Source organism: uncultured Escherichia sp., from assembly GCF_948475835.1.
In the GTDB taxonomy this organism is placed as follows: domain Bacteria; phylum Pseudomonadota; class Gammaproteobacteria; order Enterobacterales; family Enterobacteriaceae; genus ECMA0423.
The window spans coordinates 1-14,316 of the sequence record NZ_CAOLGM010000121.1 but is presented as its reverse complement, the minus strand read 5'-3'; the positions used below and the strand labels follow the sequence as shown (position 1 = coordinate 14,316).

Below are 14,316 nucleotides of genomic sequence, written 5' to 3'. Positions count from 1 at the left end.
AAATTCTTGTGCGGGGGCGTCGATAATCGTTGGCAGACGTTTTTTCTGCCCCAGTGGGCTAATCCCCCCAACCAGGTATCCCGTCGAACGCTGCGCGACCATCGGATCGGCCATCTCAACTTTCTTGGCACCCAGCGCTTTTGCTACTTTTTTAAGATCCAGTTGACCTGCAACCGGCGTAACGGCCACTGCCAGATGTTTCATATCACCGTTCACTGCCACCAGCAGCGTTTTGTAGACCTGATCCGGATTCAAACCTAATTTTTTGACGACTTCATCGCCAAAATTGGTTTCAGCCGGATCGTGCTCGTAGGTATGGATTTGAAACGAAATCTTGTTTTTTTCGAGTAATTTAACTGCGGGTGTCATGGTAATTTTCCTGCCTTAAACAAAAAAACGAAGCAAGCATACGCCTGATGGCGGTCCAAAAAAAAGAGTCATCTTGCCTAAGAGTATTGGCAGGATGGTGAGATTGAGCGACAATCGAGTTACACCGTCGCTTAAAGTGACGGCATAATAATAAAAAAATGAAATTCCTCTTTGACGGGCCAATAGCGATATTGGCCATTTTTTTAGCGCAACATTTGCGGCAAATTCCCTTCTCCATACAGGTGTAGTGCACCGACCGCGACCACATATCGCCCCGGCGGCATGGCGCGTAATTTATCCCGCCAGGCGAGATTTCGCTGATGCATCAGCACATCGTACAGCGACTGACTGAACGTATTGGGCAGCGTTATTTCATTATTTTGCGGCGGCGCATTCAGCCACCAGCTCATCATTTGTTGCAGCAACCGTGCGTTGGTATGCCAGTGGGTCAGCGTATCGTCCAGCAGCGCCAGTCCTTTGTCAGGGAGCTGGAGCAACATGGTAATCTGGTTTTCAGCCCCTTCCAGTTCAATCACGGGTTTATGTTGTTGCTTCGCCGCCTGCAATAACTGGTAATCGATACCGTATTCTGCCCGCAGCCCCAGTTTTTGTGCCTGCGTCGCCTGAAGAACCATCGCGATTTGCCACAGCGGTTGAGTAGAAAAGAGCGACGGAGAAATGCCCATCTCCTGGCTAATGTGCTGCAGATTTTGGAGTTGCTCCTCGTTAATGCGCTCTTCCAGCGCCTCGCAAGTAGGCAAATTAGCAAAAGGCGTATCGCTGGTGGAAACATCCGCCTCGACGATCAGCGCATCGGCGTTTTTGAGCTTTTTGAGCAAACGGGTGGGCAGGGGAGCCATATCGTGGCTACCCATATGAATACTGCCAATCAGATGAAAATGGCGATTGCCGGGAAGGGTGATATCGATGGCAGGCCAGGTGTAATGATTACCGCGCAGCGCGGCCCAAAGCGTTTTTACCCGGTACAACAGATCCATACGACCTCCCTTTGTGAAATATCATGCTAGCGCGCGGTGAGGGATGGCGCAAATGGAGTTGGGGACTTGTTTAATGTGTTTGTATGATTCAGTATGTTCTTGCATCGCTATTCACAGGGAAGCAACAGTTAAAAACCATGAAACAGGCAACAAGAAAACCGACGACACCCGGAGATATTCTTCTCTATGAATATCTGGAACCGCTCGATTTGAAAATCAATGAGTTAGCAGAGTTGCTGCATGTTCATCGTAATAGCGTCAGTGCACTGATCAATAACAATCGTAAACTCACCACTGAGATGGCATTCCGTCTGGCGAAAGTTTTTGATACCACAGTCGATTTTAGGCTAAACCTCCAGGCGGCAGTTGATTTTTGGGAAGTTGAAAACAACATGCGCACCCAGGAAGAATTGGGACGGATTGAAACAGTGGCTGAATATTTGGCACGCCGTGAAGAGCGTGCAAAAAAGGTCGCGTAAGGCCAAAACATCGCTTCATCTCGTAGGCCGGATAAGGCGTTTACGCCGCATCCGGCAGTCATGCGTCGATGCCAAATGTGCCACCCTAAAGCAGCGCATCCGCAATGACGTACTTATTCCTTCGGTTTAAACCGCAGCAACCGGTTGGCGTTACTCACTACGGTAATCGACGAGAGCGCCATTGCCGCTCCGGCAACTACCGGGTTAAGCAGTGTTCCAGTAAACGGCCACAAAATACCGGCGGCGACCGGAATACCGATACTGTTGTAGATAAACGCGCCGAGCAGGTTCTGTTTCATGTTGCGCAGCGTTGCGCGGGAAATAGCGAGCGCATCCGCAACGCCCATCAGGCTATGGCGCATCAGGGTAATCGCCGCGGTTTCAATGGCAACATCACTGCCGCCCCCCATCGCAATACCGACATCCGCCTGGGCCAGCGCTGGCGCGTCGTTAATGCCGTCGCCCACCATTGCCACCTGACGTCCTTCACTTTGCAGATGTTTGATCGCTTCGGCTTTACCGTCCGGCAACACTCCGGCGATCACCTCATCAATCCCTGCTTCTTTGGCGATCGCATTGGCGGTGGTTGGGTTATCCCCGGTCAACATCACCAGACGATATCCCGCTTTATGCAGGCGTTGCAGCGCCGCCACGCTATCACTACGCAACGGATCGCGTACAGCCAGCAGGGCTACTGCTTTCCCGTCAATCGCCAGCAGCACAGGCGTTGCTCCTTGCGATGCCTCAGCTGAAATATCGGCTTCAATCGCTTTAGTATCGACTTGCTGGTCATTTAACAGCGCCTGATTGCCCAGCAATAACGCATGACCTTCAGCTTCACCGCTCACGCCCAGCCCGCGCAATGTGCGGAAACCGTTGACCTGCGGCAGCTGCATATCACCTGCTTTATCGAGGATCGCCCGTGCCAGCGGATGGCTGGAACCTTGCTCCAGTGCCGCCGCCAGACGCAATGCCTGCGCTTCATCAACATCAGCAAACGTTTTCACTGCGACAACCTGCGGCTTCCCTTCGGTCAGCGTCCCGGTTTTATCGAACACGACGGTATCGAGTGTACTGGCGCGTTGCAGCGCGTCGGCGTCCCGCACCAGCACGCCAAACTCAGCCGCCCGCCCGACGCCGGAAATAATCGACATCGGCGTCGCCAGCCCCAGCGCACACGGACAGGCGATAATCAGTACCGTGGTGGCAATCACCAGGGTATAAACAATTTGCGGTGCCGGACCAAAGAAGTACCAGATTGCCGCACTGACCAGCGCAATCACCACCACCACAGGTACAAATACGGCTGAGATTTTATCCGCCAGCTGACCGATTTCTGGCTTGCTGCTCTGGGCCTGGCGCACCATGCGAATGATCCGTGACAGCGTGGTATGGCTGCCAACCGCACTGGCACGAAACAGCACGCTACCGTCCTGTACCACTGTCCCGGCATGGACGCTTTCGCCTTCGCCTTTTTGCTGCGGGATTGGTTCGCCCGTCAGCATCGCTTCATCCAGCCATGCTTCGCCCTGGGTAATCTCGCCATCTACCGGCACGCGATCGCCGGTCGTCAGGCGCAGCAACATACCTGGCTGCACTTCCGCCAGAGGCACGCTTTTTTCACCTTCGTCAGTAACCAGGCGCGCCGTCGGTGGGGTTAAATCGAGTAATTTCTCCAGCGCCTTAGAAGAACGCTGACGTGCGCGCGCTTCCAGCATATGGCCGAGATTAATCAGACCGATAATCATCGCACTGGCTTCATAGTAAAGATGCCGCGCTTCCATCGGGAACCACTGCGGCCACAGGTTGACGCTCATCGAATAGAGCCACGCCACACCCGTTCCCAGCGCCACCAGCGTATCCATCGTCGCTGCACCGTTCAGCAGGCTTTTCCATGCACTGCGGTAAAAATGGCCGCCGGCGAAAACCATCACTGCCAGGGTTATCAGGCCGATAACTAACCACAAGCTGCGGTTGTCAGCGGTGACCATCATGTTATCGCCGATCATCCCCCAGACCATTACCGGGATACCCACAGCCAGTGCAACAATTGCCTGCCAGCGGAAGCGCTTCATCGTAGCTACGGCGGTTTCTTGCTGGCGCTCGCGGCGTTTAGCGTCATCTTCAATCGCTTCCGCACCGTAGCCCGCTTTTTCCACCGCCTGCACTAAATCTTGTGGGGAGGCACTGCCCATCACCAGCGCAGTACGCTCCGCCAGGTTTACCCGTGCCTGAGTGACGCCCGGTACGCTTTGCAGCGCATTTTGTACGCGGGTGACACAGCTGGCGCAGCTCATGCCGCTCAGCAGCAACTGCTGGCTGTCATCGTCATCGGCGGTCGCTGCCGGAAGCGCCTCAGAAACCGCTGTCAGTGCTTCCGACGGGATTGATGACTCCGCCAGCGGTTTAGCCTTTGGGTGGCTTACAGATGCGTCATAACCCGCTTGTTTGATGGTTTCGATCAGCTGTTCTGCACTGGCAGTCCCGGTAACGTGCGCTTCAGTGATAGACACATCCGCTTGTTCCACATCCGGGCGCTGTTCGAGACTTTCTTTCACGCGTTTAACGCAGTGACCGCAGGACAGGCCGTCCAGGGTCAGGTCGATAATTTGTGACATAAAACACTCCTTTAAGACAGTTTTGACTGGCTGTGATAAAGGTTAAACCTTCCAGCAAGGGGAAGGTCAAGAAATTAATAAACCAGGCGAGTAAAAGTCCGTAAAGATTAAAAAATTGGCTCAATTTGCATCAGGATTAGACATTTATCTCTTTGTTTTCCTGTAGTTAAGTTGCGGGTGCTAAGTTAAATCAGGATGCCTCAAAATCGGCACCGGGGTGAGGAATTACCTCCCGCATCTATAAAAAGGAGTTAACAAAAGATGTTAGATGCAAACAAATTACAGCAGGCAGTGGATCAGGCTTACACCCAATTTCACTCACTTAACGGCGGTCAAAATGCCGACTACATTCCCTTTCTGGCGAATGTGCCTGGTCAACTGGCGGCAGTGGCTATCGTGACCTGCGATGGCAAGGTCTATAGTGCGGGTGACAGTGATTACCGCTTTGCGCTGGAATCCATCTCGAAAGTCTGTACGTTAGCCCTTGCGTTAGAGGATGTCGGCCCGCAGGCGGTACAGGACAAAATTGGCGCTGACCCGACCGGATTGCCCTTTAACTCAGTTATCGCCTTAGAGTTGCATGGCGGCAAACCGCTTTCGCCACTGGTAAATGCTGGCGCCATTGCCACCACCAGCCTGATTAACGCTGAAAATGTTGAACAACGCTGGCAGCGAATTTTACATATCCAACAGCAACTGGCTGGTGAGCAGGTAGCGCTCTCTGACGAAGTCAACCAGTCGGAACAAACAACCAACTTCCATAACCGGGCCATTGCCTGGCTGCTGTACTCCGCCGGATATCTCTATTGTGATGCAATGGAAGCCTGTGACGTGTACACCCGTCAGTGCTCCACGCTCCTCAATACTGTTGAACTGGCAACACTTGGCGCGACGCTGGCGGCGGGGGGAGTGAATCCGCTGACGCATAAACGCGTTCTTCAGGCCGATAACGTGCCGTACATTCTGGCCGAAATGATGATGGAAGGGCTGTATGGTCGCTCCGGTGACTGGGCATATCGCGTTGGTTTACCGGGCAAAAGCGGTGTAGGTGGCGGTATTCTGGCGGTCGTCCCTGGTGTGATGGGAATTGCCGCGTTCTCACCACCGCTGGACGAAGAAGGCAACAGTGTTCGCGGTCAAAAAATGGTGGCATCGGTCGCTAAGCAACTCGGCTATAACGTGTTTAAGGGCTGATCATGATGAACACGGAAGGTAATAACGGTAACAAACCCCTCGGTCTATGGAATGTCGTTTCCATCGGTATTGGGGCAATGGTGGGGGCGGGGATCTTCGCGCTGCTGGGGCAGGCTGCGTTGCTAATGGAAGCCTCGACCTGGGTCGCCTTTGCTTTTGGCGGTATTGTGGCGATGTTTTCCGGTTATGCCTATGCGCGTCTGGGGGCGAGCTATCCCAGCAATGGCGGCATTATCGACTTCTTTCGTCGCGGATTAGGCAACGGCGTCTTTTCGCTGGCGCTCTCGTTACTGTACCTGTTGACGCTGGCGGTGAGCATCGCCATGGTCGCCCGTGCTTTTGGCGCTTATGCCGTGCAGTTTTTGCATGAAGGCAGCCAGGAGGAGCACCTTATTTTGCTCTACGCGTTGGGGATCATTGCGGTGATGACGCTTTTCAACTCCTTAAGCAACCATGCGGTAGGGCGGCTGGAAGTGATCCTCGTCGGCATTAAAATGATGATCCTGTTATTGCTGATTATTGCCGGTGTCTGGTCGCTGCAACCGGCGCATATTTCCGTCTCTGCGCCCCCCAGCTCCGGTGCGTTCTTCTCCTGTATCGGGATAACCTTCCTTGCCTATGCGGGCTTTGGCATGATGGCGAACGCGGCGGATAAAGTGAAAGATCCGCAGGTCATTATGCCGCGGGCGTTTCTGGTGGCGATTGGCGTTACCACGTTGCTTTATATCTCGCTGGCACTGGTTTTGCTTAGCGATGTATCGGCATTAGAGTTAGAAAAATATGCCGATACCGCCGTAGCGCAGGCTGCTTCTCCGCTGCTCGGACATGTGGGTTATGTGATCGTCGTCATCGGCGCTTTACTGGCGACGGCTTCAGCCATTAACGCGAACCTGTTCGCCGTGTTTAACATCATGGACAACATGGGCAGCGAACGCGAACTGCCGAAGCTAATGAATAAATCCCTGTGGCGGCAGAGTACCTGGGGCAACATCATTGTCGTGGTGTTGATTATGCTGATGACGGCGGCGCTAAATTTAGGCTCACTCGCCAGTGTTGCCAGCGCCACCTTTTTGATTTGCTACCTGGCGGTGTTTGTGGTGGCGATCCGCCTGCGTCATGATATTCACGCCTCGTTGCCGATTCTTATCGTTGGTACGTTGGTGATGTTGTTGGTGATCGTTGGCTTTATCTACAGTCTGTGGTCCCAGGGTAGCCGTGCGTTGATATGGATTATTGGCTCACTCTTACTCAGCCTTATTGTGGCAATGGTCATGAAGCGCAATAAAACCGTATAACATCTCTCTGTGCGCAGTACTTCCTGTATTATTGTGGTGGCGGTCGATATTCGCACTGGCAAAAAAACGTGCTTGAATATCTGTTGAAACCCTTTAACAAAGCACAGGAGGCGTTGCGCGAACGATGAACATCAGCGATGTAGCAAAAATTACCGGCCTGACCAGCAAAGCCATTCGCTTCTATGAAGAGAAGGGGCTGGTGACGCCGCCGATGCGCAGCGAAAACGGTTATCGCACCTACACGCAGCAGCATCTCAACGAACTGACCTTACTGCGCCAGGCACGGCAGGTGGGCTTTAACCTGGAAGAGAGCGGCGAGCTGGTGAATCTGTTTAACGACCCGCAGCGGCACAGCGCCGACGTCAAACGGCGCACGCTGGAGAAGGTGGCGGAGATCGAACGACACATTGAGGAGCTGCAATCCATGCGCGACCAGCTGCTGGCACTGGCGAATGCCTGCCCTGGCGATGACAGCGCCGACTGCCCGATTATCGAAAATCTCTCCGGCTGCTGTCATCATCGGGCAGGGTGATTAAGACGAGACGGCTCGGATATGTAGGGTTATCCCTTCTATCGCAATGACTTCAACATGCGTACCTGCACCGAGATCCTCGCTGGCGCTGACAGGCCATGAACTGTCACCGACGCGCATATGACCGCGCCCGTTGACCAGCGGAGATTCCAGCACAAAACGTCGGCCAATCAGCTGCTGCCCGCGCTGGTTTAAATGACTATCGCTGTGCTTTTGTTCGCGCACCCGCCGCGACAACCATTTCCACCACAGCCAGGCGGCGAGCAGCGTCAGGATGGCAAACATTACCCCTTGCCACTCCCAACCCAGCGGCACCAGCCAGACCACCAGGCCGGTAATCACCGCTGCCACGCCGCTCCACAACAAATAACCATTTCCGCCCAGCATCTCGGCTGCCAGCAGCAAACCGCCGAGACTGAGCCAGAAAATATGTGGATGAACGACCATTAACTCCATCATGGCTGAGTCCGTTTGTTGGCGCTGTCTTTCACCAGCTCGGCAATCCCGGCAATCGACCCCATCAGGCTGCTGGCCTCTAATGGCATCATCACTACTTTGCTGTTACTGGAGGAACCGATCTGCTGTAACGCTTCGGTGTATTTCTGCGCTACGAAGTAGTTCACCGCCTGAATATCACCGGAGGCGATAGCTTCAGACACCATTTTGGTGGCGCGGGCTTCTGCTTCGGCGGAACGTTCACGCGCTTCAGCCTGTAAAAACGCCGACTGACGTTCGCCTTCCGCTTTCAGGATTTGCGACTGTTTTTCACCTTCGGCTTTGAGGATTTCCGCCTGACGGATCCCTTCCGCTTCAAGAATGTAAGCGCGTTTGGTACGTTCCGCTTTCATCTGCGCGTTCATTGAAGAGATAAGCTCTGCCGGTGGGCGCACGTCGCGAATTTCAATACGGGTGACTTTAATCCCCCACGGGTTGGTGGCTTCATCGACAATACGCAGCAGGCGTGAGTTGATGCTGTCGCGCTGAGAGAGCATTTCGTCAAGTTCCATTGAACCCAACACGGTACGGATGTTAGTCATGGTCAGGTTGATGATCGCCAGCTCCAGATTGCTGACTTCATAAGCCGCGCGCGGCGCGTCAATCACCTGAATAAAACAGACTGCGTCGATGGTAACGTTGGCGTTATCTTTCGAGATAACTTCCTGGGAAGGGATATCGAGCACTTGCTCCATCATATTGATCTTGCGACCAATGCGATCCATAAACGGCACCACCAGACTGAGCCCCGGCTGTAACGTTTTGGTATAGCGACCAAAACGTTCTACCGTCCATTGATAGCCCTGCGGCACGATTTTGACGCCCGCGCCGACAATGACCAGCGCGACAAAAATGAGAATCGGGATAAAGATAAGCATCGGAAAAACCTCCTGTTGTACCGTCCATAATCAGCAAAATTGCTGCTTGATTAAACAAATTATACCTGATTACTGAAAGAGAGTTCCCCCTTATTCCTGCGAAGGATAAACTGTTTTTAGTAAAAATCAGAAAAAGGGAACAGTGATGCAGGAAAATAGTCCTTTGCTTCAGCTACAAAACGTAGGATATCTGGCGGGTGATGCGAAGATTCTTAATAACATCAATTTTTCGCTGCGTGCTGGCGAATTTAAGTTAATTACCGGTCCTTCCGGTTGTGGCAAAAGTACGCTGCTAAAAATAGTTGCTTCATTGATCAGCCCAACCAGCGGAACGTTACTGTTTGAAGGTGAGGATGTCAGCACACTAAAGCCAGAAATCTACCGCCAGCAAGTCTCTTACTGCGCCCAGACGCCGACGCTGTTTGGCGATACGGTATACGATAATCTGATCTTTCCCTGGCAGATCCGTAACCAGCAGCCTGACCCGGCCATTTTTCTCGATTTTCTCGAACGCTTCGCTTTGCCGGACAGCATTTTGACGAAAAATATCGCCGAGCTATCTGGTGGTGAAAAACAACGCATCTCACTGATTCGTAACCTGCAATTTATGCCGAAGGTTTTATTGCTGGATGAAATCACCAGTGCGCTGGATGAAAGTAATAAACATAACGTTAATGAGATGATCCATCGTTATGTGCGCGAGCAAAATATTGCCGTGCTGTGGGTGACACACGATAAAGACGAAATTAATCATGCGGATAAAGTGATTACACTGCAACCGCATGCCGGAGAAATGCAGGAAGCACGCTATGAACTCGCATAATATTACTAACGAATCATTGGCACTGGCATTAATGCTGGTGGTGGTGGCAATCTTAATTAGCCATAAAGAAAAACTGGCGCTGGAGAAAGATATTTTCTGGAGCGTCGGGCGAGCGATAATTCAGCTGATTATTGTCGGCTATGTGCTGAAGTATATTTTCAGCGTGGATGATGCCAGCCTGACATTATTGATGGTGTTATTTATCTGCTTTAATGCGGCGTGGAACGCGCAAAAACGCAGTAAATATATTGCTAAAGCTTTTATCTCATCGTTTATTGCCATTACGGTCGGGGCGGGAATTACCCTGGCGGTGCTGATTCTCTCTGGGTCGATTGAATTTATCCCGATGCAGGTGATCCCTATCGCCGGGATGATTGCCGGTAACGCCATGGTAGCGGTGGGGTTGTGTTACAACAATTTAGGGCAACGGGTCATTAGCGAACAGCAACAGATTCAGGAGAAACTGAGTCTTGGTGCGACGCCGAAGCAGGCTTCAGCGATATTGATTCGCGACAGTATTCGCGCGGCTTTAATTCCGACGGTCGATTCAGCAAAAACGGTTGGCTTAGTGAGTTTACCAGGAATGATGTCCGGGCTGATATTTGCCGGGATTGATCCGGTGAAGGCGATTAAATATCAGATTATGGTGACCTTTATGCTGCTCTCAACCGCCAGCTTGTCGACCATTATTGCCTGCTATTTAACCTATCGTAAGTTTTATAATTCGCGCCACCAGTTGGTGGTGACGCAATTGAAGAAGAAATGATGCGATGCCGGATGCGCAGCATCGCATCCGGCGTTGTGGTTCATGTGCCGATCAACGGAATATCAATACAACAATGCATACAGCTGGCGGCGATACTTCGACGCCAGTGCATCACCCGTACCCAGCGCAGCGAGGATCTCCTGGAACGTTTTACGCGTCTGACCGTCTGCGGCGGTGAGATCTTTACGCAGATGCCCGAACAGCAACTCCAGCGCCTCTTCATTGCGCCCAACCTGGTGCAGTTGCAGAGCCAGTTGCGTCGCCAGTGCGGCATCTTCTGGATTCTCCGCCACCTGCTGTTGCAACTGTTGAATTTCCGGCGTATCAGCCGCCTGCTTCAGCAGTTCGATTTGCGCCACCAGCCCCTGGTAGCGGGTGTCCTGATCCTGCAACGGAATGGTTTTCAGCACCGCTTCCGCATCTTCAGAACGGTTCAGCGCAATCAGCGTTTCTGCCAGCAGCAGGCCGATCTCCCCGTTCTGATTCGACAACTGCCAGGCGTCTTTCAGCAATGGCAGGGCATCGGTGTAATTGCCTTCCTGCATCAGTTGCATCGCCTGCTGCGCTTTCAGCTCTTCTTCGCGCGGCAGCACTTTATCCAGCAGGGCGCGGATCGCCTCTTCCGGTTGCGGCCCCTGGAAGCCATCTACCGGTTGCCCGTTCTGGAACAGATACACGGTCGGAATCGCGCGCAGACCAAACTGGGCGGCAATCATCTGCTCCGCGTCACAGTCCAGCTTCGCCAGAATAAATTGCCCGTTGTACTGCGCCGCGAGGCTTTCCAGGATCGGGGTTAACTGCAAACAGTGCTGGCTACGTTCAGACCAAAAATAGAACAGCACCGGAGTGGTCATCGACTGTTCAAGAACCTGTTGCAGGTTAGATTCGTTAATGTTGACAATATTTTCTACGGACATGGAGTCGCTCTCTGTTGTCGATATTTTCTTTGACATGGGGGCTTAAGCGCGCGCTTCAACTCACCCCTGCAATATTTTGTCCATCACGCGCCCCGGCAGCAGGCGCTTGAGCACCATTACTGCCCAGGTCACCAGCGTTACCGGATAGCGCATCTTCGGCTTCTCGCTAATAAAAGCATGGCGTACTTTGTCCACCACCGCTTCCGGTCCCAACGTAAAGCGGGCGGCGATGCCGGGATTTTCGACTGGTTTATCACTTTGCGTCTGGTTGACGTTGTCGGTGAAGCGAGTACGAATGGGACCGGGTTCGATCAGGCTGACTTTAATTCCGCTGTGGCGCAGCTCCATGCGCAGTGCGTCTGACCACGCCTCCAGCGCATATTTACTGGCCGCGTAAGCGCCACGACCCGGCGTGGAGATTAATCCCATCACCGATGATGTCATCACAATACGCCCTTCACCGTGCGGTAACATCGCGGGTAACAGGCGCATGGTGAGCTGGTGTGCGCCGAAAAAGTTGGCGGAAAACTGCTGTTCCATCTGCGCACGGCTGATGGTGGAAAGGGGGCCATACATGCCGAATCCGGCATTGTTAAAGATCCCATACAGACAATTATCGGTCAGGGCGATCACCTCGTCTGCTGCGCGATCAACACTTTCTGGTGAATCCAGATCGATCAACACGCCGGTAAATCCCATGTTGTTCATACGCTCAACATCATCCGGTTTTCGGCAACCTGCCAGCACATGAAAACCCTGGCGTTTTAATTCGAGCGCGCTTTCCAGGCCAATTCCACTGGAACATCCGGTAATTAAGACCGATTTTTGCATAACTTTACCTGTCAGGATCTCCGTTGCTTTATGAGTCATGATTTACTAAAGGCTGCAACTGCTTCGCCATCCAGTCGGCAATAAACGGCTGGGCGTCGCGGTTGGGATGAATACCGTCATCCTGCATCCATTGTGGCTTGAGGTAGACCTCTTCCATAAAAAAGGGCAGCAGCGGAACATCAAACTCTTTGGCGAGTTTGGGGTAAATGGCGCTAAAGGCTTCATTATAACGGCGACCATAGTTTGCAGGCAGACGTATTTGCATTAACAATGGTTCAGCGTTGGCGGCTTTGACATCCTGCAAAATCTGGCGCAGCGTTTGCTCGGTTTGCTGTGGCTGAAAACCACGCAAACCGTCATTGCCGCCCAGTTCAACCAGCACCCAACGCGGCTGATGCTGTTTCAGCAGAGCCGGAAGGCGTGCCAGTCCTTGTTGCGAGGTGTCGCCGCTGATGCTGGCATTAACTACCGACGTTTTACTCTGCCACTTATCATTCAACAAGGCAGGCCAGGCCGCGCTGGCAGACATTCGATACCCGGCGCTCAGGCTATCACCCAGAATCAATAACGTGTCCGCTGCGGCGGCACGGAAGGTTAACAGGACCAGGAACAGGAAGGGCAAATGCCAGCGGAAAACATTGTTGAAGTTCATCATCTTAAGAAGTCCGTCGGTCAGGGGGAGCATGAACTCTCCATCCTCACCGGAGTTGAGCTGGTTGTCAAACGTGGCGAGACCATCGCACTGGTGGGCGAGTCGGGATCGGGTAAGTCAACCTTGCTGGCGATCCTCGCCGGGCTTGATGACGGCAGCAGTGGCGAAGTGAGTCTGGTGGGACAACCGCTACATAATATGGACGAAGAAGCGCGGGCAAAGTTGCGCGCGAAGCACGTCGGCTTTGTTTTTCAGTCATTTATGTTAATTCCTACCCTTAACGCGCTGGAAAACGTCGAGCTTCCGGCTCTGCTGCGCGGTGAGAGTAGCGCGGAAAGTCGTAACGGGGCGAAAGCGTTGCTCGAACAGTTAGGGCTGGGTAAACGTCTGGATCATCTTCCGGCACAGCTTTCCGGCGGTGAACAGCAACGAGTGGCGCTGGCACGAGCCTTTAATGGTCGACCTGATGTGCTGTTTGCCGACGAACCCACCGGCAACCTTGACCGCCAGACGGGCGATAAAATTGCCGACCTGCTGTTTTCCCTCAACCGTGAACATGGCACCACGTTGATTATGGTGACCCACGACCTGCAACTGGCGGCACGCTGCGACCGCTGCTTACGGCTGGTGAACGGGCAGTTGCAGGAGGAAGCATGATTGCACGTTGGTTCTGGCGCGAATGGCGTTCGCCGTCGCTATTAATTGTCTGGCTGGCGCTAAGCCTGGCGGTGGCCTGCGTGCTGGCGCTGGGCAATATCAGCGATCGCATGGAGAAGGGCTTAAGCCAACAAAGCCGGGAGTTTATGGCGGGCGATCGGGCGTTGCGCAGTTCGCGCGAAGTGCCGCAAGCATGGCTGGAGGAAGCGCAAAAGCGCGGCCTGAAAGTCGGCAAGCAGCTGACTTTCGCCACCATGACATTTGCAGGCGACACACCGCAGCTGGCGAACGTCAAAGCGGTGGATGATATCTACCCGATGTATGGCGATCTGCAAACTAATCCCCCTGGCCTGAAACCGCAGGCGGGCAGCGTATTGCTGGCCCCACGCCTGATGGCGCTGCTTAACCTGAAAACGGGCGACACCATTGACGTGGGCGATGCCACCTTGCGGATTGCCGGAGAAGTGATTCAGGAACCGGATTCCGGTTTTAACCCCTTCCAGATGGCTCCGCGTCTGATGATGAATCTGGCGGATGTCGATAAAACCGGAGCCGTGCAGCCGGGGAGTCGGGTCACCTGGCGTTATAAATTCGGCGGCAACGAGAACCAGCTCGACGGCTATGAGAAATGGTTGTTACCCCAGCTTAAACCCGAACAACGCTGGTACGGTCTGGAACAGGACGAAGGCGCGCTGGGGCGATCGATGGAACGCTCGCAACAGTTCCTGCTGCTTTCGGCGCTTCTGACCTTGCTGCTGGCAGTGGCAGCAGTGGCGGTAGCGATGAATCATTACTGTCGCAGTCGCTACGAT

At 53.4% G+C, this 14,316-nt stretch carries 15 protein-coding genes and 2 pseudogenes; 9 read left to right on the top strand and 8 right to left on the bottom strand.

Annotated elements, in window-relative coordinates; translation table 11 throughout:
- Positions 1-369: Cys-tRNA(Pro)/Cys-tRNA(Cys) deacylase YbaK (gene ybaK / locus QZF50_RS19125; RefSeq protein ID WP_290388950.1), on the bottom strand; the 369-nt coding region annotated here is incomplete at its 3' end.
- Positions 370-572: 203 nt separating this feature from the next.
- Complete coding sequence (locus QZF50_RS19120) at positions 573-1,367, bottom strand: TraB/GumN family protein (protein ID WP_000365183.1); 795 nt, start codon at positions 1,365-1,367, stop codon at positions 573-575.
- A 137-nt stretch (positions 1,368-1,504) separates the two neighbouring features.
- On the opposite strand from QZF50_RS19120, the gene QZF50_RS19115 reads away from it, so the two are divergent.
- Entirely contained in the window at positions 1,505-1,846 is a 342-nt protein-coding gene (locus tag QZF50_RS19115; protein WP_001361120.1) for a HigA family addiction module antitoxin, read from the top strand.
- 113 nt (positions 1,847-1,959) lie between these two features.
- On the opposite strand, the gene copA is transcribed toward QZF50_RS19115, so the two are convergent.
- Positions 1,960-4,464, bottom strand: a complete 2,505-nt coding sequence (gene copA / locus QZF50_RS19110) for a copper-exporting P-type ATPase CopA (RefSeq protein ID WP_000078266.1) — start codon at positions 4,462-4,464, stop codon at positions 1,960-1,962.
- Positions 4,465-4,725: 261 nt separating this feature from the next.
- Here copA and glsA point away from each other — a divergent pair, with 261 nt between their 5' ends.
- From glsA to cueR, 4 genes and pseudogenes are all read left to right on the top strand, one after another.
- Entirely contained in the window at positions 4,726-5,658 is a 933-nt protein-coding gene (gene glsA / locus QZF50_RS19105; protein WP_000883016.1) for a glutaminase A, read from the top strand.
- Between the two features lie 2 nt (positions 5,659-5,660).
- Positions 5,661-6,953: an APC family permease gene (locus QZF50_RS19100; protein ID WP_000982172.1), complete on the top strand. Its 1,293-nt coding sequence runs from the start codon at positions 5,661-5,663 to the stop codon at positions 6,951-6,953.
- A 30-nt stretch (positions 6,954-6,983) separates the two neighbouring features.
- Positions 6,984-7,081: pseudogene (locus QZF50_RS19095) on the top strand (hypothetical protein); the annotation flags it as partial.
- Positions 7,078-7,485 (top strand): Cu(I)-responsive transcriptional regulator, encoded by a 408-nt coding sequence (gene cueR, locus QZF50_RS19090; protein ID WP_001026747.1) that lies wholly within the window; start codon positions 7,078-7,080, stop codon positions 7,483-7,485. The pseudogene QZF50_RS19095 and the gene cueR, both read left to right, overlap by 4 nt.
- On the opposite strand, the gene QZF50_RS19085 is transcribed toward cueR, so the two are convergent.
- Positions 7,486-7,944 (bottom strand): NfeD family protein, encoded by a 459-nt coding sequence (locus QZF50_RS19085; RefSeq protein WP_000970323.1) that lies wholly within the window; start codon positions 7,942-7,944, stop codon positions 7,486-7,488.
- Positions 7,941-8,858: an SPFH domain-containing protein gene (locus tag QZF50_RS19080; RefSeq protein ID WP_000904502.1), complete on the bottom strand. Its 918-nt coding sequence runs from the start codon at positions 8,856-8,858 to the stop codon at positions 7,941-7,943. The genes QZF50_RS19085 and QZF50_RS19080 overlap by 4 nt, the downstream gene beginning before the upstream one ends.
- Before the next feature lie 145 nt (positions 8,859-9,003).
- Here QZF50_RS19080 and fetA point away from each other — a divergent pair, with 145 nt between their 5' ends.
- Both fetA and fetB read left to right on the top strand, forming a co-directional pair.
- Positions 9,004-9,681 (top strand): iron ABC transporter ATP-binding protein FetA, encoded by a 678-nt coding sequence (gene fetA, locus QZF50_RS19075; protein WP_001157535.1) that lies wholly within the window; start codon positions 9,004-9,006, stop codon positions 9,679-9,681.
- Positions 9,668-10,447, top strand: coding sequence for an iron export ABC transporter permease subunit FetB (gene fetB, locus QZF50_RS19070; protein WP_001297299.1), 780 nt, complete (start codon positions 9,668-9,670; stop codon positions 10,445-10,447). Before fetA ends, fetB begins: the two co-directional genes overlap by 14 nt.
- 62 nt (positions 10,448-10,509) lie before the next feature.
- Here the strand turns inward: fetB and cnoX are convergent, their stop codons facing one another.
- The 3 genes from cnoX to tesA are packed head-to-tail and all read right to left on the bottom strand — an operon-like array spanning position 10,510 to position 12,847.
- Positions 10,510-11,364: a chaperedoxin gene (cnoX, locus tag QZF50_RS19065; protein ID WP_001295322.1), complete on the bottom strand. Its 855-nt coding sequence runs from the start codon at positions 11,362-11,364 to the stop codon at positions 10,510-10,512.
- 60 nt (positions 11,365-11,424) lie between these two features.
- The gene (gene ybbO / locus QZF50_RS19060; protein ID WP_000148941.1) at positions 11,425-12,234 is read right to left on the bottom strand and encodes an NADP(+)-dependent aldehyde reductase; all 810 of its coding nucleotides are present in this window, start codon (positions 12,232-12,234) and stop codon (positions 11,425-11,427) included.
- Entirely contained in the window at positions 12,224-12,847 is a 624-nt protein-coding gene (gene tesA / locus QZF50_RS19055; RefSeq protein ID WP_001295836.1) for a multifunctional acyl-CoA thioesterase I/protease I/lysophospholipase L1, read from the bottom strand. Before tesA ends, ybbO begins: the two co-directional genes overlap by 11 nt.
- On the opposite strand from tesA, the gene ybbA reads away from it, so the two are divergent.
- Positions 12,818-13,504, top strand: coding sequence for a putative ABC transporter ATP-binding protein YbbA (gene ybbA, locus QZF50_RS19050; RefSeq protein ID WP_001110573.1), 687 nt, complete (start codon positions 12,818-12,820; stop codon positions 13,502-13,504). The two genes, tesA and ybbA, sit on opposite strands and share 30 nt — an antisense overlap.
- Positions 13,501-14,316 (top strand): annotated as a pseudogene (locus tag QZF50_RS19045) (ABC transporter permease); the annotation flags it as partial. The gene ybbA and the pseudogene QZF50_RS19045, both read left to right, overlap by 4 nt.